Annotated in this window: 21 protein-coding genes and 1 pseudogene; 14 read left to right on the forward strand and 8 right to left on the reverse strand. The window is 63.6% G+C overall.

Features of this window, described 5'->3' with window-relative positions; genetic code table 11:
* The first annotated feature begins 21 nt into the window (after positions 1–21).
* Positions 22–159 (forward strand): hypothetical protein, encoded by a 138-nt coding sequence (locus tag AB1781_09810; GenBank protein MEW5704861.1) that lies wholly within the window; start codon positions 22–24, stop codon positions 157–159.
* Between the two features lie 26 nt (positions 160–185).
* Here the strand turns inward: AB1781_09810 and AB1781_09815 are convergent, their stop codons facing one another.
* The 8 genes from AB1781_09815 to AB1781_09850 all read right to left on the reverse strand — a co-directional run bounded on the left by AB1781_09815 (position 186) and on the right by AB1781_09850 (position 9,115).
* A complete protein-coding gene (locus tag AB1781_09815) occupies positions 186–665 on the reverse strand; it encodes a DUF411 domain-containing protein (protein MEW5704862.1) in 480 nt (159 codons plus the stop codon).
* 38 nt (positions 666–703) lie between these two features.
* A complete protein-coding gene (locus tag AB1781_09820) occupies positions 704–3,037 on the reverse strand; it encodes a heavy metal translocating P-type ATPase (GenBank protein ID MEW5704863.1) in 2,334 nt (777 codons plus the stop codon).
* A 65-nt stretch (positions 3,038–3,102) separates the two neighbouring features.
* A complete protein-coding gene (locus AB1781_09825) occupies positions 3,103–4,410 on the reverse strand; it encodes an APC family permease (protein ID MEW5704864.1) in 1,308 nt (435 codons plus the stop codon).
* Between the two features lie 635 nt (positions 4,411–5,045).
* Complete coding sequence (locus AB1781_09830; GenBank protein MEW5704865.1) at positions 5,046–5,489, reverse strand: pseudoazurin; 444 nt, start codon at positions 5,487–5,489, stop codon at positions 5,046–5,048.
* Positions 5,490–5,503: 14 nt separating this feature from the next.
* A complete protein-coding gene (locus AB1781_09835) occupies positions 5,504–6,241 on the reverse strand; it encodes a copper resistance protein B (GenBank protein MEW5704866.1) in 738 nt (245 codons plus the stop codon).
* 9 nt (positions 6,242–6,250) lie between these two features.
* Positions 6,251–7,996 carry a copper resistance system multicopper oxidase gene (locus AB1781_09840; protein MEW5704867.1) on the reverse strand — a complete coding sequence of 582 codons (1,746 nt, stop codon included), beginning with the start codon at positions 7,994–7,996 and terminating at the stop codon, positions 6,251–6,253.
* A 16-nt stretch (positions 7,997–8,012) separates the two neighbouring features.
* On the reverse strand, positions 8,013–8,567 hold the full coding sequence (locus tag AB1781_09845) for a cupredoxin family protein (GenBank protein MEW5704868.1): 555 nt from the start codon (positions 8,565–8,567) through the stop codon (positions 8,013–8,015).
* A gap of 236 nt (positions 8,568–8,803) precedes the next feature.
* On the reverse strand, positions 8,804–9,115 hold the full coding sequence (locus AB1781_09850; GenBank protein MEW5704869.1) for a hypothetical protein: 312 nt from the start codon (positions 9,113–9,115) through the stop codon (positions 8,804–8,806).
* Positions 9,116–9,352: 237 nt separating this feature from the next.
* Here AB1781_09850 and AB1781_09855 point away from each other — a divergent pair, with 237 nt between their 5' ends.
* The 13 genes and pseudogenes from AB1781_09855 to AB1781_09915 all read left to right on the forward strand — a co-directional run bounded on the left by AB1781_09855 (position 9,353) and on the right by AB1781_09915 (position 19,673).
* Positions 9,353–10,354 carry a transposase gene (locus AB1781_09855; GenBank protein ID MEW5704870.1) on the forward strand — a complete coding sequence of 334 codons (1,002 nt, stop codon included), beginning with the start codon at positions 9,353–9,355 and terminating at the stop codon, positions 10,352–10,354.
* 132 nt (positions 10,355–10,486) lie between these two features.
* A pseudogene (locus AB1781_09860) lies at positions 10,487–10,956 on the forward strand (mercury(II) reductase).
* 23 nt (positions 10,957–10,979) lie between these two features.
* Positions 10,980–11,363, forward strand: a complete 384-nt coding sequence (locus tag AB1781_09865) for a hypothetical protein (protein MEW5704871.1) — start codon at positions 10,980–10,982, stop codon at positions 11,361–11,363.
* A gap of 140 nt (positions 11,364–11,503) precedes the next feature.
* Positions 11,504–12,976: a multicopper oxidase family protein gene (locus AB1781_09870; GenBank protein ID MEW5704872.1), complete on the forward strand. Its 1,473-nt coding sequence runs from the start codon at positions 11,504–11,506 to the stop codon at positions 12,974–12,976.
* A 24-nt stretch (positions 12,977–13,000) separates the two neighbouring features.
* Positions 13,001–13,447, forward strand: coding sequence for a DUF411 domain-containing protein (locus tag AB1781_09875; protein ID MEW5704873.1), 447 nt, complete (start codon positions 13,001–13,003; stop codon positions 13,445–13,447).
* Positions 13,448–13,459: 12 nt separating this feature from the next.
* Complete coding sequence (locus AB1781_09880) at positions 13,460–13,615, forward strand: hypothetical protein (GenBank protein MEW5704874.1); 156 nt, start codon at positions 13,460–13,462, stop codon at positions 13,613–13,615.
* Entirely contained in the window at positions 13,615–14,079 is a 465-nt protein-coding gene (locus AB1781_09885) for a cytochrome c (GenBank protein MEW5704875.1), read from the forward strand. Before AB1781_09880 ends, AB1781_09885 begins: the two co-directional genes overlap by 1 nt.
* A complete protein-coding gene (locus AB1781_09890; protein ID MEW5704876.1) occupies positions 14,013–14,621 on the forward strand; it encodes a TlpA disulfide reductase family protein in 609 nt (202 codons plus the stop codon). Before AB1781_09885 ends, AB1781_09890 begins: the two co-directional genes overlap by 67 nt.
* A complete protein-coding gene (locus tag AB1781_09895) occupies positions 14,618–14,914 on the forward strand; it encodes a hypothetical protein (protein MEW5704877.1) in 297 nt (98 codons plus the stop codon). Before AB1781_09890 ends, AB1781_09895 begins: the two co-directional genes overlap by 4 nt.
* 47 nt (positions 14,915–14,961) lie before the next feature.
* Positions 14,962–15,654 (forward strand): SCO family protein, encoded by a 693-nt coding sequence (locus tag AB1781_09900; protein MEW5704878.1) that lies wholly within the window; start codon positions 14,962–14,964, stop codon positions 15,652–15,654.
* Positions 15,651–16,172: a hypothetical protein gene (locus tag AB1781_09905; protein ID MEW5704879.1), complete on the forward strand. Its 522-nt coding sequence runs from the start codon at positions 15,651–15,653 to the stop codon at positions 16,170–16,172. Before AB1781_09900 ends, AB1781_09905 begins: the two co-directional genes overlap by 4 nt.
* A gap of 844 nt (positions 16,173–17,016) precedes the next feature.
* Complete coding sequence (locus AB1781_09910) at positions 17,017–17,445, forward strand: MerR family transcriptional regulator (GenBank protein MEW5704880.1); 429 nt, start codon at positions 17,017–17,019, stop codon at positions 17,443–17,445.
* Positions 17,442–19,673, forward strand: coding sequence for a VIT and VWA domain-containing protein (locus AB1781_09915; GenBank protein MEW5704881.1), 2,232 nt, complete (start codon positions 17,442–17,444; stop codon positions 19,671–19,673). The genes AB1781_09910 and AB1781_09915 overlap by 4 nt, the downstream gene beginning before the upstream one ends.
* The last annotated feature ends 79 nt before the right edge of the window (positions 19,674–19,752 follow it).

A 19,752-nucleotide genomic window follows, 5' to 3' on the forward strand; every position in this document is an offset into this window, starting at 1 on the left:
GTCGTCACCGTCTGCCCGCCCGTGGCCGAGTATAGCCGCGAGTTCCAGGCGCGGGCAGCCGACGAGCTCGATCTGCTGCCGAAACATTCGGCCATCGCCGAGATGCTGCGTGACTACGCCGTCATGCGGGATCAGGCGCGTGTGTGTCCTCGCCCCTGATCAGGAGCGAAATTGCAGCTTCAAGGTCACGCGGCAGCGTAGCTGGTGAAGACTTCGGTCGATCCGCCGCCCCGAACGAGGAACACGTCATAGGCTTCGCGTTCGCTTTCCGGCCCCATGCTAGGCGATCCGTAGGGCATACCGGGCACTGCGAGGCCCACTGCGTCAGGGCGCTCATCCAGCAGGCGACGAATCTCGGCGACAGGGACATGGCCCTCGATCATGTAGCCCTCGACGCGGCCCGTATGGCAGGAGACCATCTCCTGCGGAATGCCGTTGTCCAGCTTGTAGCGCATCAGAAGAGTCCCGGCGCTCGGCTCGGTCGTGACGGTAAAGCCAACGTTCTCGAGGATCTCGATCCAAGCCGAGCAGCAGCTGCAATTCGGGTCCTTCATCACATGGATCGCCGGTCCGAAGCCCTGCGCGAGGGTCCTCAGCGGCGATGCAGCCAGCAATGCTGCTCCGCCGATCAGGATCGCGCGCCGAGAAAGAGCATCTGGAGTCATCTGGTTTACCTTTCCAGATTGGACGTTTTTTTATGCGGTCAGAGGTCTATCTGCCGGAGCCGCAGGGCGTTGGTGATCACCGAAACGGAGGACAGACTCATTGCCGCCGCCGCGATCATCGGCGACAGCAACATCCCGGTGACCGGGTAAAGAAGCCCCGCCGCGACCGGCACGCCGAGCGCGTTGTAGGCGAAGGCGAAAAACAGGTTCTGCCTGATGTTACGCAAGGTGGCGCGCGCTAGCTTGCGCGCGCGGACAATGCCCATCAGGTCGCCGCCCAGCAGGGTGATGCCCGCGCTTTCCATCGCCACATCGGCCCCGGTTCCCATGGCGATGCCGACATCGGCGGCGGCCAGCGCGGGCGCATCGTTCACCCCGTCGCCCGCCATCGCGATCTTGTGGCCATCGCGGCGCAACTGGTCGATCAGGTCTTTCTTGCCCTCGGGCAGGATGCCCGCGCGCACCTCGTCGATGCCGAGCTTGCCCGCCACTGCCTGCGCCGTGCGCTCGTTGTCACCCGTCGCCATGATGACGCGCAGCCCTTGGGCGTGAAGTTCCTTGATCGCTTCCGCGGTGCTGTCCTTGATTGGGTCGGCCACCGCCACGATGCCGGCAAGCGCGCCGTCGACCGACACGAACATGGCCGTCTTGCCCTCGACGCGCAGAGCGTCGGCCTTAGCTTCGGCCGCTGCCGTGTCCAGACCCATCTCCCGCATCATCGCGGCATTGCCGAGCGCCACCTCGCGTTCGCCAACCTTGCCACGTACGCCCTTGCCGGTGACGGCGTCAAAGTCCTTGGCCTCCTGACGCGGGGCGTCATGCGCCTCGGCGCCCTCGACGATCGCCTCTGCCAGGGGGTGTTCAGAGCCGCGCTCCAGGGCCGCAGCCAGCGACAGCAGGTCAATCTCAGTGACCTCCCCAAGCGCCACGGTGTCGGTCAGCTTCGGCTTGCCCATGGTCAGGGTGCCGGTCTTGTCCACGATGAGCGTATCGACACCCGCCATACGCTCCAGCGCCTCGGCGTCCTTGATCAGCACGCCCGCCTGTGCGCCTCGCCCCGCTGCCGTGGTGATGGAGATCGGCGTCGCCAACCCCAGAGCGCAGGGGCAGGCAATGATGAGGACTGAAACGGCGGATGCTATGGCGAAGACTAGCGCGGGTTCCGGGCCGAAGATCATCCAGACGATGAAGGCTATGATGGCGATGACGACCACGGTTGGCACGAAGACCGCCGACACGCGGTCGGCCAGCCCCTGGATCGGCGCGCGGGACCGCCGCGCCTTCGACACCATCGAGACGATCTGCGCCAGCACGGTATCGGACCCGACCTTGCCGGCCTCGATCACCAGAGAGCCGTTCTTGTTGATCGTGGCGCCGGTCACCGCATCCCCCGGACCTTTCTCAACCGGCATCGACTCGCCGGTCAGCATGCTTTCATCCAGCGAGGATCGCCCCTCGATCACCGTCCCGTCGACAGGGACAGCATCGCCCGGGCGCACGCGAAGCCGATCGCCCTCCATGATGTTTTCCAGCGGAGCGTCGTATTCGCTGCCGTCCGGCAGAATGCGCCGCGCGGTTTTCGGCGCGAGGTCCAGAAGTGCGCGGATCGCATCCCCGGTGCGTTCGCGCGCGCGCAGTTCGAGAACCTGGCCGACGAAGACCAGCGCCACGATCACGACCGCCGCCTCGAAGTAGGTGCCGACGCCGTGGCCCATCCGATACTCTTCGGGAAACACACCCGGCAGGAAGGTGGCGACGATCGAGTAGAGGTATGCCGCCGCCACACCGATGCTGATCAGCGTCCACATGTTGGGGCTGCGGTTCACGACCGAATCCCAGCCGCGCCGGAAGAATGGAAGCGCCGCCCAGAGGATGATCGGCGTGGCGAGCACGAACTCGAGGTAGCTGGCCATCTGGTGCCCGATCCAGTCGCGTACCGGCAGCGCCACCAGTTCGCCCATGGTCAGGATGATGAGCGGTACTGCGGCAGCCGCTGAGATCCACATCCGGCGAGTGAAATCCGTCAGCTCTTCACTTGGCTCGTCCGAAGGCACCATCGGTTCCAGCGCCATGCCGCAGATCGGGCATGAACCCGGCGCATCGCGCACGATTTCGGGATGCATCGGGCAAGTGTACCGGACGTTGGCCGGGGCTGCCTTCTTTTGACTGGCCGCGCGGCCTGAGGCATAGAACCAAGGATCGGCCTTGAACTTCGTGTGGCATTTCTCCGAGCAGAAATGGAAGGTCTTGCCCTGGAACTCGGCGCGACGTCCGTCCGGCTTGATCGCGACCGTCATCCCGCAAACCGGGTCCGTTGCAGTGTTCGCTCCCGCCGGTATGTCGGGCGCTGCGTGATGATGATCGTGCTCCATGGTCTGCCAGCCTTTCGGTAATTCGTTTCAGCTTGCGGCGTCCACTCGTTGGAAGCTCAAGCACTTTAATGGTGGTCGTGCGCACCTTCGGGGGCAGGATTGCGCGCGAGGAAAACACGCTCGAACACGAACACCGCCATCATGCCTACAATGGCAAGTACGACAATCAGCGGATCGGTCTGCCACTTCATTGCCGCAAAGGCCGCCAGAACCACCGTGTCTAGCGCGATCGCGGTCAGCAACACCCCGCCGCGTGCTCCGATGTCCTTGCGGAGCGTCCGATAGACGCCCCAGTGAATAATGATGTCCATTACGAGATAGAAGAATGCGCCGAGCGAGGCGATCCGGCTAAGGTCGAAGAACACTGTCAGGAAGCCGGCGATGACGACGGTGTAGACGAGCGTGTGGTCCTTGATCGCGCCCGACATGCCAAAGTGGCTGTGCGGGATCATCTTCATGTCCGTCAACATGGCCAACATGCGAGAGACCGCGAAGACGCTCGCAATCAGGCCAGAAGCAGTCGCCACGACGGCAAGAGCCACCGTCAGGTAAAAGCCGGTTTGCCCGAGCGCCGGCTCGGCCGCCTCGGCCAGGGCATAGTCCTTGGCCTCCACGATTCTATCGAGCGGCAGGCTCGATCCGACGGCGAACGCGACGAGCAGATAAACGACAACGCAGATCGCAATGGAAAAGACGATGGCCCGACCCACGTTGCGGTGCGGATTCGTGACCTCCGCTCCGCTGTTGGTGATCGTCGTGAACCCCTTGAAGGCAAGAATCGACAGCGCCACCGAGGCGATGAAACCGCCTTCACCCGTGTCCCCACCCGTCGCCTCGAAGGAAATGCCGCTGGCCCAGAGGCCTGCCGCGCCGAACAACGCGATGCCGCCGACCTTGAGCACAGCCATGAGGATGGACAACAGCCCGACCGATCGGTTGCCCGAGACGTTGACGAGATAGGCGAAGACGATGAGCCCGACTCCTAGCAAGGGAACCAGGAAGCTGTCCGGGTCGGCGCCGAAACCGCGCAACACGTAGGTGCCGAACGTCCGGGCGACGAGGCTTTCGTTGATGACCATCGAAAGCGCCATCAGCAGCGCCGCACCCGCCGCAACTGTCGTCGGCCCGTAGGCTTTCTTCAGGATCATCCCGATGCCGCCTGCCGACGGATAAGCGTTCGACATCTTGATGTAGGTGTAGGCGCTGAACGCGGTCACGACCGCGCCGACAACGAATGACAGCGGAAAGAGCGGTCCGGCCAGTTGCGCAATCTGTCCCGTAAGCGCGAAGATCCCCGCACCGATCATGACGCCGGTGCCCATAGCCACCGCTCCGGAAAGGCTGATGCTCTCTTTCTGGTATTCTTCTGTCATCGGCGACCCATACTCTTTGCACAGATTTCTCTTATCGGACAATCCCTTCGCACGTCGTTGGTCAGGCGAATTTTAGGGTTCCTCTTAGTTAGTGAACGTGAACGTCTGTCATAACGCGCGCATTCACAAGATCGAGTTCAAGATCGAAGACGTCCCCCGTTTCGAGCTTATTGCGTAGAGGAGACAGCTCATACCAAAGGTGCGAAGTCGTGGATCGAGTACTTCCCCTGCAGGCACGCTGATCGATTGGAGTTCAGTGGTGTCCGAGGCTCCGATTCGGGCGATGAGTCTTGAGTTTTCGGCGATCCGGGAACTCACCCCCAATAGCACGACGGTTGTGCCGCTTTCGTTTACCAGTCGGAACCGAACTTCCGTCGAACTTCCTGCAGGACCGCTTGTGGCATAGGCGGTCTCGACCTGGACCTGGTCCCCCAACGACAGCGTCGGGGCGTCGGCATAGACACTTTCAAGGCCCGCAAGAAGGTTGAGAGAAACGGTAGCGACCAACACTCTGAGGACCTGTCCCAGCCGCCGCTTGCCGGGTCGCGCACCATCCAGTGTTGGACTAACCTCCGTCGATGGAGACGGAGGGGCGCACTTTAGGCGCCCCTCCTGCTCTGTTCGGGCCACGGACATCAGGAACGCCCGACCTGTCCGAGCAGCAATTCGAGCCGCTGGCGTGCCTTAGGCGGAAGCTTTGCGATGCTCGCGCGCGCTGCCTCCGGCACCTCGACCTCGCCTACGACGATGATGCCGACCATGCCGAGCCCGACATGGGGCGTGCATTTCACGCCGTAGATGCCGGGCTTGTCGAAGGTGACCGATACCTCCTTGTTGAAGCCGACATTGATCGACTGATCGGCGCCGGTGCCAAACCCGCCGATGGAGACGGCATTGTGGCCTTTGTCGATGGGGACGAAGACGACCGTATCGCCCGGCGATACCCGGATGAAATCCGGCTCATAGACGAACCGCTCGCTTCCAGACTGATTGCGCATCTCCATGCGCACTTCGTCAGCCGCCGCCGGAGTACCGAGCAGCAGTATGGTGGCGAAAGCGAATAAACTTCTTGGCAGCATACCAATCTCCTGCTTCAGAACCAGAAACGAATGCCAGTGACGAAAGAAAGGGTGTCGATATCCTCTCCTTCATCCTGCGCAATGTCAGCCGTCTCGCCGATCTTTCGCTCCCAACTTATGCCGATATAGGGCGCGAACTTCCGCTCGATTTCATAGCGGAGGCGAAGCCCGAGTTCGACATCGTTGATGCCGGAGCCGATGCCCCTCTCCCGGACGCTTTGGACTGCAAAGTTGACCTCTGTCGTTGGCTGCAGGATCAGCTTTTGTGTGATCAGGAGGTCGTACTCGGCCTCGAAACGAGCCGAAACCTCGCCTTCGTTGCTGACGAACGCGGAGGCATCGATTTCGAACCAATAAGGGGCCAGTCCCTGCAGGGCGAAGACGCCGAATCCCCGTTCGGGGCCGGGTTCGATGTCGTAGCGTACACCCGCCTGCGCATCGAAGAAGTCGGAGATCCGGCGGCTGTAGAGGAGCTGGATCTCTCCCTTCTCCAGTCGTCCATCCGTCGGTTTCTCGCCTTCGGTTTTGAGCCAGGCCTTGTGGTCGTCGTTCCCGATCCAGCCCTGGGCATCCCAGTTGAGACTGTCGTGCCCATCGTTAGCCCTGTATTCGAATTGCTCGGCCTGAAAGAAGGTGAACAGCTGACCGGGCTCGGCGGACTGGGCCGGGCCGAACAGGAACACGGCGGGGAGAAAACCGGCAAGGAACGCAAGTTCCTGCCGAGAATTGTATCGTGCAATCATCGATTTCATCGTTCTGCCTCACGCGCTTTTCGGCTCGACGATGAAACGCGTCATCATCCCAGCTTCCATGTGATAGATAAGGTGGCAATGGAACGGCCAGTCGCCCGGCTCGTTCGCCGTCAACACCGCAGAGACGGTCTTGCCGGGAGGTACCACGACAACGTGCTTGCGCGGCTTCCTGTCGGTCTGGCCGTTCTCCAGTTCGACAAACATGCCGTGCAGGTGCATTGGGTGCGCCATCATCGTCGTGTTGACGAACTTCAAGCGCACCCGGTCCCCGTAGGCCACACGGATCGGCTCGTCCTTCCCGAAGGGACGGCCGTTCAGGTTCCACATGTACCGTTCCATGATGCCTGTCAGCCGCACTTCGATCTCGTGATTCGGTTCACGGCCGTCCGGGTTCGGGGTCGACGCTTTCAGATCCGCGTAGTCCAGAGCCTTCGCCCCCGGCGGCGTGCTTGCGTCGGCCCAACCGAAGGGGCGGCGTTCTCCTCCCTCCGCCGCGGCTCCGCCATGACCCATGGCGCCGTGGTCCATGCCAGCCATGGGAGCCCCGCCCATCTTGCTATGGTCCATGCCAGCCATCGCGCCACCGGACATGGCGCCGCCCGCCATCGAGCCATGATCCATCCCCGTCATCGAACCGTGGTCCATGCCACCGTGTGCCATGCCCATGTCCGCCATGCTGAGGATCGTGCGCGGTCGCTGTTCGGGGATAGCAGCCTCCATACCCTCACGCGGCGCCAGCGTCGCCCGGGCATAGCCCGAACGATCGATCGGCTCTGCGAAGATCGTGAACGCCTTGTCATCGCGTGGAAGCACGATGACGTCGTATGTCTCGCCGACGCCAAAGCGGAACTCGTCGACCCGAACCGGCTGGACATTCTGCCCATCGGCCGAGAACACGGTCATGGGAAGGCCCGGTATGCGGACGTCGAAGAAGCTCATGGCGGATGCGTTGATGAATCTGAGGCGGACACGCTCACCGGGCTTGAAAAGAGCGGTCCAGTTGTCTTTCGGTCCACGGCCATTGATCAGGAAGGTGTAGCCGGTGACATCCGCGAGGTCGGTCGGGTCCATCCGCATGTCGCCCCAGTCGAGGCGGTCCTTCAGAGCGGTATTGAACCCGTCGCGGTTTGCGTCCCGAAAGAAATCGATGAGGGTTCGTTTCCCGTAATTGTAGTACCCGGCATCGGCCTTCAGGTTGGACAGCACGCGCATCGGGTCTTCTTGGGTATGGTCGGAGAGGACCACGACATAGTCGCGGTTCGCCCGTACCGGTTCGCGTCCGGAGGGCTCGATGACGATGGCGCCGTACATGCCCTGCTGCTCCTGCATCGCGGAGTGGCTGTGGTACCAATAGGTACCGGCCTGGCGCAGCTTGAAGCGGTAGGTGTAGGTCTCGCCGGGCTGGATGGCGACATAGCCGTTGAAGCCGGGTGCGCCGTCCATGACGCCTTCAATGAGGAGGCCGTGCCAGTGGATGGACGTGGGCACATCCAGACGATTGGTCGCATAGACCACGACCTCGTCGCCCTCGCGCCACCGCATCGTCGGCGCCGGCACGGAGCCGCCCATCAGTATGGCGTTGCTGCCAATCCCGTCGACGGCGATGCGACCGGCATCGACGTTCAGCGTGTACTCCTTCGTCGAAGAGGCGAAGCTGCGGCGGCCGGGATAGACCGCGAGGGTGCCGGCCAAGCCCGCCGCTCCGGCGAGTTTGAGTGCGTCTCGTCGGGAGACGCCGGAGATTGGTTTGTTCATCGTCTGCTCCTCCCGTTCACTTCGTAAAGTTGATGGGGCCGGCCATACCGGACTCGTAGTGACCCGGGATGTTGCAGGCGAACTCCAGTTCAGTCGGCTGCGTAAATTTCCAGACCAGTTCGGCCGTCTTGCCGGGCTCAACCAATACGCTATTGGGGTCGTCATGCTTCATATCGCCCATGTTCATGCCGCCCATCTTTGAATGGTCCATCTTCGACATGTCATGGTTCATGCCCGTCGGCGTCAGCATGCCGTGTTCCATCATCATCGCCATTTCTTCTTGGTGCTTGGCGTGCATGGCGGCGGTACCGATGTTGAACTCGTGAAGCAGCTCGCCCTTGTTCACGAGCACGAAGCGGACGATCTCGCCCGGCTTCACGGTCAGACTTTCGGGTTCGTACAGATTGTCGCGCATAGTGATCGTCACGGTGCGCGTCGCCTGCTCGGCCTTGGCGGCCTCGCCGAATGCCAGGCTATGACCGGGAGATGCGAAAGCGGCGCTCGTGGCGGCGATCGTCGTGAGGCCGGCGAGCAAAGAGATGCGGAGAAGGTTCGGGAGCGTCTTCGACATTTTGCGAATCCTGTTTGTCACATTGATGAGAGTGTCGAGGCTGTTTGAGGACACAGACCTCCAGCGGCCGGGAGCAAAACCTCCGGCGGGCGTGACAAGCGAATTGGAAGGGAGACGGGACGTGCGATAGTGCACTTCCGGACCTGCCGCGCCCGAACGAGCGCAGATCTTAAGTCAGCAGGAACGCGAAGTTCTCGATGTCCGAATCCCGCCCGAGCAGGGCAGCCGCGCGGAGATCAGACGCGAGCGCGGGGAGGACGGAAAAGGCCGTCCGGGGCATTCGAGCCGGCGAACCGGTCTACATGAACACCCAGCCGTATCCCGGAAAAGGTGATGACGGCGACTTCCGCAATGGCGGCGACGATAACAGTCGGAGAGCAAGCGACGACGCAGCAGTTTCCAAGGGTCCCGTGCGTCGCGGGCTGCCCTTGGTCCTGCTGTGCTGCGGTTTCGCCGCAATCCTCCACTTGCGAGACGCGCGCATGACAGTCGTCCGCATGGGGCGATGTGGTCTCGACCGGATGGTCATGGGGACCTGATGCGGGCATGGAGTGGCCAATGCCGACGCTCGCCATGAGAAATGCCACAGCGACGAGTGCGCCTAATAGGCGCCTCATACCATCACTCAGCGTGAAGAAGGTACTTCCCATGGAGCTTGGCTAGCATGATGCTTCTGGCAGGTCAACGGTTCTACCTCATCAAATCTTAGCATCCCTCAGTTTTTTCTTGCCCTGAAGAATCCGGGTGTGATTCAAGGAGTCCGCCTTTTTTCAGGCGGAGGAACCGTGATGGGCGGGATCGAACACGTTGCTCGTGGGATCATAGCGGACCTTGAGGCGAAGCTGCCGGGCCAGCGCAGGACGCAGCGCGGCAAGCTGGGTCTTCTGGTGGCGACGATGCTGGAGGTGCGCAGCGCCAATTGCATGGACCTTGCGGCCTCACTGCCACGGCCGTGCAAGCTGGTCATCAAGCGCTATCAGTGGATCGAGCGTTTTCTGTCCAATGATCTGGTGGATGTGGACGCGGTGATGGCGCCTTATGGTCGCGAGGTGCTGAAGCATCTGGCGGACGCCGGACAGACCGTTGTGCTGATGATCGACCAGAGCAAGGCGACCGATCTGCACCAGATGGTGATGGTCTCGGTGCGCCTCGGCAACCGGGCGCTGCCCTTGGCCTGGCGAGTGAAGGAGACGCAGGGCGCCATCGGCATTGCCGAACAGCGCAAGGCGCTGGAAGCGGTGCGGGCCATGCTGCCCGAGGGAGTGAGGGTGGTGCTGATGGGCGACCGTTTCTATGGCAGCCCCGATCTCATCGCCTGGTGCCGGAAGCAGGGGTGGCACTGGCGGCTGAGGCTCAAGCAGGAGCTGCTGGTGTTCGAGCAGGACGGCGAGACGACGCTTGGCGAGTGCTTCGCCCGTGGCGAGCGCATGCTCAGCGACATCGAACTCACCCACAAGCGCGTGCGGACCCATGTCGCCATGGTTCACGAGGAGGGCCACCCCGAACCCTGGATCATCGCCCTCTCCGAAGCCCCGACAATACACCGTGCCTTCGATTATGGGCTGCGCTGGGGCATCGAGGCCATGTTCTCCGACTTCAAGACACGGGGCTTCGGGCTGGAGGACAGCCAGATCCAGTACCCGGACCGCCTTGCACGGCTGATCCTGGTCATGGCGCTGGCCCTCTACTGGGCCGTCTCCACCGGCATGTGGGATGCCGAGCACAATCCCACCCCCGCCGAAAAAAAGACCCGCGGGACCGTCCGCGCAAGGCGGGGCGCAGCCTGATCTCCCTGTTCAAACGCGGCATACGACGGCTTCAGGCCATCTTCCAGTCCTTTGCCCCGTTACCTCGCCTCTGGGGGGCGTGGAGAAACTGAGGGATGGTAAGCTCATCAAATGGATGCCGTGCCGCTGCGACGCAACCAGTTCGTCTACATGGCCGCCTGCGGGGCCAAGCTCGCGGCGCTCAATGCGCTCTACGGGAATAGTCTCGCCTAGGACGATAGCACCATGCCCTGGGTGGTGTTCGCCGACCTGCAGGTGGCGGGCGTCGGCCTGAGCGAGGCCGCGGCGAGAGCCGCCGGCCATGAGGTCAAGACATCCATCGTGCCGCTCGACCATGTGCCACGCGCACGGGCAGCCCGCGACACGCGCGGACTGATCAAGCTGGTGGCGGGCGCCAACACCGACCGTCTGCCGGACGGTCAGACCTCGCGCCCGAGGGCACCGACAGCATTCAGACGCTGGCGCTGGCGCTTAAGTTCGGCATGACCGCCAAGGCGCTGGCCGGGACCATCTTTCCATACCTGACCACGGTCGAGGGCCTTAAACTCGCCGCCCAGACCTTCGACAAGGACGTGGCCAAGCTCTTCTGCTGCGCCGGGTAAGGTCCTCAAGAAGGCGTGACACCTTGGAACTCGACAAGAATTCTGCGGCGGTCTATGAATACATGATGGTCAAGCTCGTACGGATATTCGTGTTCGCCTTGCTCACCGCATTCGCGGTGGGTTCGGTCGCGCACGCGGCGAGCACAACCACCATGTCGATCAAGATGGCGCTCGCCGATGGCGGCGCCATGGATATGGCCGACTGTCAGGGCTGCGGCTCCGAGAGTGACGGGGACGAGGGCGGGCTTGACTGTGACATGGTCTGCGTCGCTCCGGTTCTGGCCAATCTCAGTCCGGAGGGCGGTGTCCCAGCGGTGACAGGTTTAACACCGTCGGTCCGAGCCTTTTACAACCTTGTCGGACGGACAGGTCCGCCCGAACCCTACCCTCCCCGAACGCTCATCTGATCGGACGCCGGTCGGGGTGCGCTCCGACCGCTGCGCCCTGCTGCGCTTCCCGGGCAATCGCGCGGGCAGTCGCTGCTCAATGCCTGTGCAGACAGTGTCTGTACATCTGAAGCACAGCGGAAATCAGATGAGAGCGAACCATGTCACCGATGACCTTGGCGCTATCGCGCCGAACTTTACTGAAGGCGTGCGCCGCCGGCGCTGCAAGCCTGAGCATGCCTGGCCTTATGTTGCCCGCACGTGCGGCCGGCGTCCGGGAGTTCTCCTTGCGGGCCGCGCCGGGACGGGCGCGGCTCGTTCCGGAGCCGCACGGCGAGACGCCCGCCTGGTGCTATAACGAGACCGTCCCCGGACCTGAAATCCGCGTTCGTCAGGGCGAGCGTCTTCGGATTACCGTCGAGAACGGGCTTGCCGAAGAGACCACAGTCCACTGGCACGGGCTCCGGGTCCCCAACGCCATGGATGGCGTGCCGCATCTCAACCAGCCGCCGATCGCGCCGGGCGGAACCTTCGTCTACGAGTTCGACGCGGTCGATGCCGGCACCTTCTGGTATCACCCGCATCAGCGCAGCTTCGAGCAGGTCGGCCGCGGCCTGTACGGGCCGCTGATCGTCGAAGAGCCCGAACCGCCAAAAGTCGATCGGGAACTCGTCTGGGTGCTCGACGACTGGCGGCTCACGAAGTCTGCCGAGATCTCCAACGATTTCGGTAACGGCCATGACATGAGCCACAATGGCCGGATCGGCAACACCGTCACCATCAACGGTCGCGTGCCGGACGCGCGTCCGGTGCGCAGCGGCGAGCGCATCCGGCTGCGGCTCATCAATGCCGCGAACGCGCGCATCTTCAGCCTCGACTTCCAAGGCCATACACCGACGGTCATCGCGCTCGACGGCCAGCCGGTAACGCCGCACGCGCCAATGGGCGGCCTCGTCGTACTGGGACCGGCGATGCGGGCCGACATCATTCTCGACATGATGGGCGAGCCCGGCAGTCGGGTCTCGGTCATTGACCGCTTCTATCGGGACCTCGAATACCGGCTGGTCGACCTCGCCTACGGTGAGACAGCGTTTAGGGACACCATGCCTGACTGGCCGATCGTCCTGCCCGCCAATCCCTTGCGCGAACCAAATGTCGCTGCGGCGCTCCGCCACGAGGTGATCTTCAACGGCGGCATGATGGGCGGAATGGTGATGGCCGAGATGGGCGGCAGCATGGGCGAAGGAACATCAAGGGGAATGGGCGGCGGGATGATGCGCGGCATGATGGGCATGATGCACGGCAATGGCATCTGGTTCGTCAATGGCAAGGCCGCCGAAGGCCATGTGCTAGACCCGATGCTGACGCTCGAACGCGATGGTTCGCATGTGATCGCCATGACCAATGCGACGGCGTGGCACCATCCGATCCACCTGCACGGCCATTCCTTCCGTGTGATCTCGCGCAACGGCGAGCCGACGCCGCACCGCGAATGGCAGGACACGGTGCTGATGGCGCCTCGGGAGAAGGTCGAGATCGCCTTCGTCGCCGACAATCCCGGCGACTGGATGTTCCACTGCCACATACTCGAACACCAGGCCGGCGGGATGATGGGTGTCATCCGCGTCGCCTGATCCAGAGATTCAAGGAGAACCACCATGCACAAGATCATCGTCGCCGCCCTCGCCGTCGCAATTCTCGGTGCAGGCGTCTATCTCACGAACGCATCGCTCGCGGTCGCCCAGGAAGCGACCCTCTACAAGAACCCGCAATGCGGCTGCTGCGAAGCCTATGCCGACTATCTGCGCGACAACGGTTTCACCGTGACCGTCAAGCCGACCCATGAACTGGTCGCCATGAGCCGCGAGGCCGGCATCCCGGACGATTTCCAGGGCTGCCACCTCGCCTTCATCGACGATTATGTGGTGAGCGGCCATGTGCCTGTCGCGACCGTCAATCGCCTGCTCTCGGAGCATCCGGACATCAAGGGCGTGACCTTGCCCGGCATGCCGATGGGATCACCCGGCATGAGCGGCGCCAAGACCGAACCTTTTACGATCTACGCCGTGGGTGACGGCAAGCCGTCCGTATACGCGGTCGAATAGGGAGATTTTCCGATGAACAACGCTCCGACCGGTATGGGCATGGGGATGATGGACGGCATGGGCGGCATGATGATGTGGGGCATGGGCCTTGTCTGGCTGCTCGTGATCGTCCTGCTCGTCCTCGGGATTGCGGCGCTGGTCAAATACCTCTTCGGGGGCAAACGCTGATGAACCGCGCCATTATTGGCGCCACGATGTTGCTCGGCGGAAGCGCCGTGGCCGGGCTGCTCTGGGTCAGGTTTGATCAAAGTGGCCCGACGGAGGCATCCGCTGAACGGCTCGACCGCGGACGCGCGATCTACGCGGCGAACTGCGCTTCATGTCACGGCGCGAAGCTCGAAGGCCAGCCGGACTGGAAGAGCCGCCTGCCGTCGGGTCGCCTGCCCGCGCCGCCGCACGACGCTTCGGGACACACGTGGCACCACTCTGACGGTGTCCTGTTCCGCATCACCAAGGAAGGACCCGCCGCGGTCGTCGGCGGCGGCTATCAGAGCGACATGCCTGGATTCGCTGGCGTGTTGTCCGACGAGGATATCCACGCGGTTCTGGACTTCATCAAGAGCTCTTGGCCGGAGCGGGAGCAGCAATACCAGGCCGAGATGAGCCGCCGCGAAAGGGAGGCGAGCCAGTAAAACCCCTGCCTGCGCTCGGGTTCCTGCTGGCACTGCTCGTCTCGACCGCGACGATGGCGGACGGGCCGAATGCCGTCCCGCTGCACGACACGCCGCAGCCGCTCGCCGCAATCTCGTTCGCCGATGAGAACGGCAACGCGCTTACGCTCGACCGCTGGCGCGGCAAGGTCGTCCTTCTCAACATCTGGGCCACCTGGTGCGCCCCTTGTCGCCACGAGATGCCGACACTGGACCGCCTTCAGGCAAGTCTCGGCGGCGAGCGCTTCGAGGTCGTGGCCCTGTCGATAGATCGCGCCGGTGTGGATGTCGTCCGCCGGTTCTTCGATAAGATCGGCATCCAACATCTGGGCATCGTCATCGACGAGACGATGAAAGCATCGCGCGACATCGGGATCTACGGCCTCCCGGAGACATTGCTCATCGCCCCGGACGGGCGGGAACTCGGCCGGCTGATCGGACCGGCCGAATGGGACACGCAGGAGATGGTCGCCTTCTTCGAGAGCGTCATCTCCGACCACACAGGAAAGGAATCTAGACGATGACCACGGAACGGCCCGCCACAACTCCAACTCCGCGCGTCCCATTGTTCCTCAGGGTGCCCTGGCTGTCGAAACGTCGGATTGTCCTGCTTGTCGGCCTCGGGGCGCTCGCCGCAGGACTTGCCCTGAACTGGAACTGGCTGACGGCCGTCGGCGCGGCGCCGGTCCTGATCAGCCTCGCGCCCTGCGCCGCGATGTGCGCCCTCGGCCTGTGCATGCGCGGCGGCGGGGCAAAGTCTTGCGCGACCCATGGCGAGACGGATGCAAGCCCACTGCCGCGGAACCGACAGAAGTGATGTCGCCGACCGGCGTCATCGACCGCAGGGATGTTCGAGGAGAAGATATGAGTCTCGCACGATTAACCGCTGTTCTGATCGGTGCATTTGCCTTCGCCATGCCGGCAATGGCGCACCATCCGGGCGCCGACCTCGACCGGGTCATGGGCAGCAAAGAGCAGTTTTTTCAGCCCATCGACAGCCCGGCCCCGCCCTTCAAACTGGCCGATGCCGATGGCACTATCGTCAGGCTGTCGGACTTCGCCGACAGGATCGTCGTGCTGAACTTCGTCCTTGCCGGCTGCGCGGATGTCTGTCCCCTGCACTCCGCCCTGATCGCCGACGTTCAGTCGAAGATCAACGCCACGCCGATGAAGGACATGGTCCAGTTCATCACGGTGACGACCGATCCCGAGGTCGATACCGCGGATGTCCTGAAGAGCTATGGCGGGGCGCACGGCCTCGACCCGCGCAACTGGATGTTCCTGACCCGCCGCCCGGGCGATCCCGAGGACGCGACGCGAAAGCTCTCGGAGACCTATAACGTCAGGTTCCAGCCGCAGGATGACGGGCAGCAGTTGCATGGCGTCGTCACGCATGTGATCGACCGTGGCAGCCGGTTCGCCGCCAGGTTCCACGGCCTGCGCTTCGAGCCCTTGAACCTGGTGCTTTACATCAACGGGCTGACCAACGCCCCCTCTCGCCCATCCAAGCCGACAGAGGCTGGCTGGTGGGACAGCGTGAAGGGGCTGTTCCGATGACCGGCGTCCATTCGGACATGGACCGAGTGCGCGGTGAAAGATCTATCGGTTGGCTTTCGGCGCTGCGCCGCTACATGGCCTTTGTCGCCGCCGCGAACCTGGTCTGGGAGTTCGCCCACATGCCGCTCTATACGCTGTGGGAAACCGGCTCGGCGGGGGAAATCGTTTTCGCTGCAGCTCACTGCACCGGTGGCGATATTCTCATCGCCCTGAGCGCGCTCATGCTTTCCCTGTTCCTTCTCGGGAATGGGGCATGGCCAACCGAACGCCGGCTTCCGGTCGTCGCGGGGACTGTGGCCTTCGGGCTTGCCTACACGATTTTCAGCGAATGGCTAAATATCGAGGTGCGCCAGGCATGGGCCTATCGCGACCTGATGCCGGTGATCCCCGTTCTCGGCGCCGGCGTCAGCCCGGTCCTGCAATGGATCGTCGTTCCGCTCGCCAGCTTTCATTTTGCCATGGCATTCCCGGCAACCTCTCAAAGGAGCGAGACCCTCGACCCTCCGGCATCGGCCTGACGGCCCCATTTCTGGCCGGCGCGGTGTCGTTCGTCTCGCCCTGAGTCCTGCCTTTGATGCCGGGCTATGTCGCCGGACACACGGCGGGCGCGATCGATATCGAGTCTGCCCACCGTCGACGACTGGCATTGAGCATGGGCCTCTACTTTGTCGTCGGGTTCTCCACCCATTTTCAGGGCTCTTGGCGCGAGCGCGACCGCGCTCGGTTAGATGCTGTTGAGCTACCGGTACGAGCTCAATTTCGTTGGCGGCGCCAGTGTCATCCTGTTTGAGGGCGACACCTTCCGGGATGGTGGCGGATACCGCGCTGGCTGTTAAGGGATGGAACGCCTATCGGCTTCGACCGAAGGCGGAGGCATCCTGGATCGTCTCGCGCTCAGAGAACGTTGGACCCCTGTCTCTCTCCCTCCGCCAACACGCCTGCACGAACCGAAGCCATGGCCGCTCGCGCGGCCATTTTTCTTTCGCGTTCAAAGGGCTTTGCCGAATGCGGGTTTACCGCGGAGACCGGGCAGCCGTGCCCGTCGGCCCCATTTTGCCGTCTCTGTCTCTTTCCGACTTAACCGGCACCTCGCTCGTTAAGCGCTGCGAACGGGGCTTCTTTCAATGGGTTCTGGAAGCAGCCGGACTTTACGGTTGTGCTAGGCTCTCTCGCGCGCACATCGCTGCAATCCGCCGTCAATTATGTCCCCGTCGCGTGAAAGATCGCAACGGCGCGAGTTGGCACACATGTGCGCGAACCACATTGCTGCGCAACGCGGCCGAGCGAGGCCAAGTGTGATGGTGAGGGATCAGGCTAATTGCGCCACTTGTTTTGAACAGTGGCGATGTTATATATGCCTTCATGATGCTGAACGATGCCGAACGCTTTTCCCTCGACGAGCTTTGCGCCCTGGCGGACCTGCCGCGTCGGACGGTGCGCTTCTACATCCAGGAGGGCCTGGTCGACCGGCCGGAGGGCGCCAAGCGAGGCGCCTACTACACGCGGGATCACCTCGAGCAGCTGCTGACCATCCGCAAATGGCAGCGGGCCGGTCTCAGCTTGGAGCGGATCCGCGAGCTCGCCGCCGGACCGGTGGAGGGCGTAGACCTGCCGCCGGAGAGGCCCCGTCGTCCGGGCGACGTCACGGTGCGGAGCCATGTTCTTCTCCGCCCCGGCGTGGAGCTCGTCATCGAGCCGAGGGAGGCGGGTCTGACGCCCGAAGAGGTGCGCGCACTCGCCCGGCAAGCGGCGGCGCTGTTCGATCGGTTGAAGAAGGAGACAACACGATGAAGGCGGGTGCAGCAGCGGTCCTGGAGAGTGTGCGCGGCGAGGCCATCTTTCTCGAAGAGGTCCGCGCCGAGGCGTCGATCAATGACCTTTTGGCTGAGGTCACGGTCACGCAACGCTACCGCAATCCCGAGGCGACAAATGTCGAGGCGGTGTACACCTTCCCCCTTCCCTTGGATGGTGTGCTTCTCGGCTTCGGGGTCGAGATCGGCGACCGCAGGCTTGCCGGTGTGGTGGTCGAAAAGGCGGAGGGCGAGCGCCGCTATGAGGAGGCGATCACCGACGGCGATGCTGCAGTGCTGCTGGAGCAGGCCGAGCCCGGACTCTACACGGCGAGTGTAGGCAATCTCTTGCCGGGCGAAACGGCCACGATCCACTTCCGCTATGGCCTTCTGCTGCGCTGGAACGGCGACCGCGTCCGCTTCGCAATGCCCACGACGATTGCACCCCGCTACGGCGATCCCGCCTCAGCAGGCCTCGCGCCCCACCAGGCACCGGAGTACGCCCTCGACGCGGAACGAGCGTTCAGTCTCAGGGTGGCTGTGCGCGGGCTACTCAAGGACGCGCGCTTCAACTCCCCTTCCCACGGCGTCAGCGTTGCACCGGAAGCCGACGCGACGCTCATCGCGCTCACCGGCGCGCCGGCCATGGATCGAGACTTCGTGCTCGAGGCGCGCTCGTCTCGACCGGAAGCCGCCAGCGCGCTGGTCGCGCGGGACCTCGACGGCTGGGTCGCTTTGGCGAGCTTCCGGCCCGAGATCCCCATGGCCGGCGACGATCAGCGCCGCAGCGTCAAGATCGTGGTCGACTGCTCGGGCTCCATGGGCGGCGATTCCATTGCCCAGGCACGCGCGGCGCTGGAGCGCATTCTGGATGACCTGCGGGCGGGCGACCTCTTCGAGATCATCGCCTTTGGCAGCAGCCAGCGTGCTTTGTTTGGCCGCGAGACACCCGTCTCGGAAACGACCGTCGCTCAGGCGCGGCGCTTCGTTCGTGCCCTCGACGCCGACATGGGCGGCACCGAGATTGCCGCCGCCCTCGAGGCCGCCTATGCCGTTCGGGGCGCCTCCGACCTGCACCGTGACCTCCTCCTCATCACCGATGGCGAGGTGTGGGACGACGGCTCGGTCGTGGGGCGTGCGAAGCAGTCTGGCCACCGCTTCTTCACCGTTGGCGTGGGCAGCGCCGTCGCGGAGGCGTTCGTGCGCGGACTCGCCGAGGCGACCGGCGGGGCCTGCGAATTCGTAGCGCCGCGTGAAGACATGGCCGAGCGCGTCCACCGTCATTTCCAGCGCATGTACGCGCCGCGCGCCCGAAGCGCCTTCGTCAGCTGGCCGGCGCAGGCGTTGTGCCGCGTGCCCGACGCGATCGGGCCAGTTTACGGCGGCGACACCGTCCATCTCTTCGCCTGGCTCGCCGAGAAGCCGGAAGGCAGGGTCAGTTTGGAGGTGACGCTGGCCGACGGGCGCGTCGTCAGGCACGAGACCGAGATCCATCCATTCGAGGGAAGTCCGGTGGAAATGCCCGCCACCGACGACGCATCGCTGCCGGCTCTAACACGCCTTGCCGCCGCTCGCCGCTTAGCCGCCACGGGGGACGGCAAGGCGGCGACCGTGCTTGCCGTCCGCTACCAGCTCATGAGCGAATGGACCAACTACATTGTGGTTCACGTCCGGGCGGACACTGAGAAGGCGGAGGACCTGCCGAAGATCATCAGGGTACCGCAAGTGCTGGCCGCAGGCTGGCATGGAATGGGCACGGTGCACGCGGAGCGGAGTTTCGCTCTCGATGCCTGCTATGACCTTGCTGCTCCTGCTATGGCGGAGCGGGCGGACGATCTTCGTTCACTGCGGTCCCGAGCGTACGCACGGCCGATGCGGGGCGTGGTTGCCGGTGCGATCGGCCCGACTGAATTGGTCGCGCTGCTGAACGCGCATGCCATGACTTCGTCGCCGTCATTCAACGACCTCGAGGTCTGGGGCGCTCCGGAAGCAGTGCTGGTGGCGCTTCGGGATCTCGTGGACCAGGGGGTGGACGAGGCCATGGTTGTGGCGGCCTTCCTGTACCTGCTGGCCGGCTCGGAAGCCGGCAACGCGCTCGATCGTCAGGTTCGCAGTCGTATCCTCAAGGCCTACAAAACGGAAACCCCGCATCAGGCCGTTATGGACGCCGTGACTTACGCCTTCGATGCCTGGCGGCGTCAATGGGCCACGGAGGCGAATGGATTTTGAACGTGCACACGAGAGCGGACTTTTATGACCTGTTGACCGCGGAGTACGTTGCGGTTGCGAACCGGAGGTGGCCTTACAC

The organism is Pseudomonadota bacterium (assembly GCA_040752895.1).
Taxonomy (GTDB): domain Bacteria; phylum Pseudomonadota; class Alphaproteobacteria.

What these genes read in the sequence shown, in the direction of transcription:
- AB1781_09815 (MEW5704862.1), bottom strand. Translation starts at nt 665, where the DNA reads ATGACTCCAGATGCTCTTTCTCGGCGCGCGATCCTGATCGGCGGAGCA.
- AB1781_09820 (MEW5704863.1), bottom strand. Translation starts at nt 3,037, where the DNA reads ATGGAGCACGATCATCATCACGCAGCGCCCGACATACCGGCGGGAGCG.
- AB1781_09825 (MEW5704864.1), bottom strand. Translation starts at nt 4,410, where the DNA reads ATGACAGAAGAATACCAGAAAGAGAGCATCAGCCTTTCCGGAGCGGTG.
- AB1781_09830 (MEW5704865.1), bottom strand. Translation starts at nt 5,489, where the DNA reads ATGCTGCCAAGAAGTTTATTCGCTTTCGCCACCATACTGCTGCTCGGT.
- AB1781_09835 (MEW5704866.1), bottom strand. Translation starts at nt 6,241, where the DNA reads ATGAAATCGATGATTGCACGATACAATTCTCGGCAGGAACTTGCGTTC.
- AB1781_09840 (MEW5704867.1), bottom strand. Translation starts at nt 7,996, where the DNA reads ATGAACAAACCAATCTCCGGCGTCTCCCGACGAGACGCACTCAAACTC.
- AB1781_09845 (MEW5704868.1), bottom strand. Translation starts at nt 8,567, where the DNA reads ATGTCGAAGACGCTCCCGAACCTTCTCCGCATCTCTTTGCTCGCCGGC.
- AB1781_09850 (MEW5704869.1), bottom strand. Translation starts at nt 9,115, where the DNA reads ATGCCCGCATCAGGTCCCCATGACCATCCGGTCGAGACCACATCGCCC.
- AB1781_09870 (MEW5704872.1), top strand. Translation starts at nt 11,504, where the DNA reads ATGTCACCGATGACCTTGGCGCTATCGCGCCGAACTTTACTGAAGGCG.
- AB1781_09875 (MEW5704873.1), top strand. Translation starts at nt 13,001, where the DNA reads ATGCACAAGATCATCGTCGCCGCCCTCGCCGTCGCAATTCTCGGTGCA.
- AB1781_09880 (MEW5704874.1), top strand. Translation starts at nt 13,460, where the DNA reads ATGAACAACGCTCCGACCGGTATGGGCATGGGGATGATGGACGGCATG.
- AB1781_09885 (MEW5704875.1), top strand. Translation starts at nt 13,615, where the DNA reads ATGAACCGCGCCATTATTGGCGCCACGATGTTGCTCGGCGGAAGCGCC.
- AB1781_09895 (MEW5704877.1), top strand. Translation starts at nt 14,618, where the DNA reads ATGACCACGGAACGGCCCGCCACAACTCCAACTCCGCGCGTCCCATTG.
- AB1781_09900 (MEW5704878.1), top strand. Translation starts at nt 14,962, where the DNA reads ATGAGTCTCGCACGATTAACCGCTGTTCTGATCGGTGCATTTGCCTTC.
- AB1781_09905 (MEW5704879.1), top strand. Translation starts at nt 15,651, where the DNA reads ATGACCGGCGTCCATTCGGACATGGACCGAGTGCGCGGTGAAAGATCT.
- AB1781_09910 (MEW5704880.1), top strand. Translation starts at nt 17,017, where the DNA reads ATGATGCTGAACGATGCCGAACGCTTTTCCCTCGACGAGCTTTGCGCC.
- AB1781_09915 (MEW5704881.1), top strand. Translation starts at nt 17,442, where the DNA reads ATGAAGGCGGGTGCAGCAGCGGTCCTGGAGAGTGTGCGCGGCGAGGCC.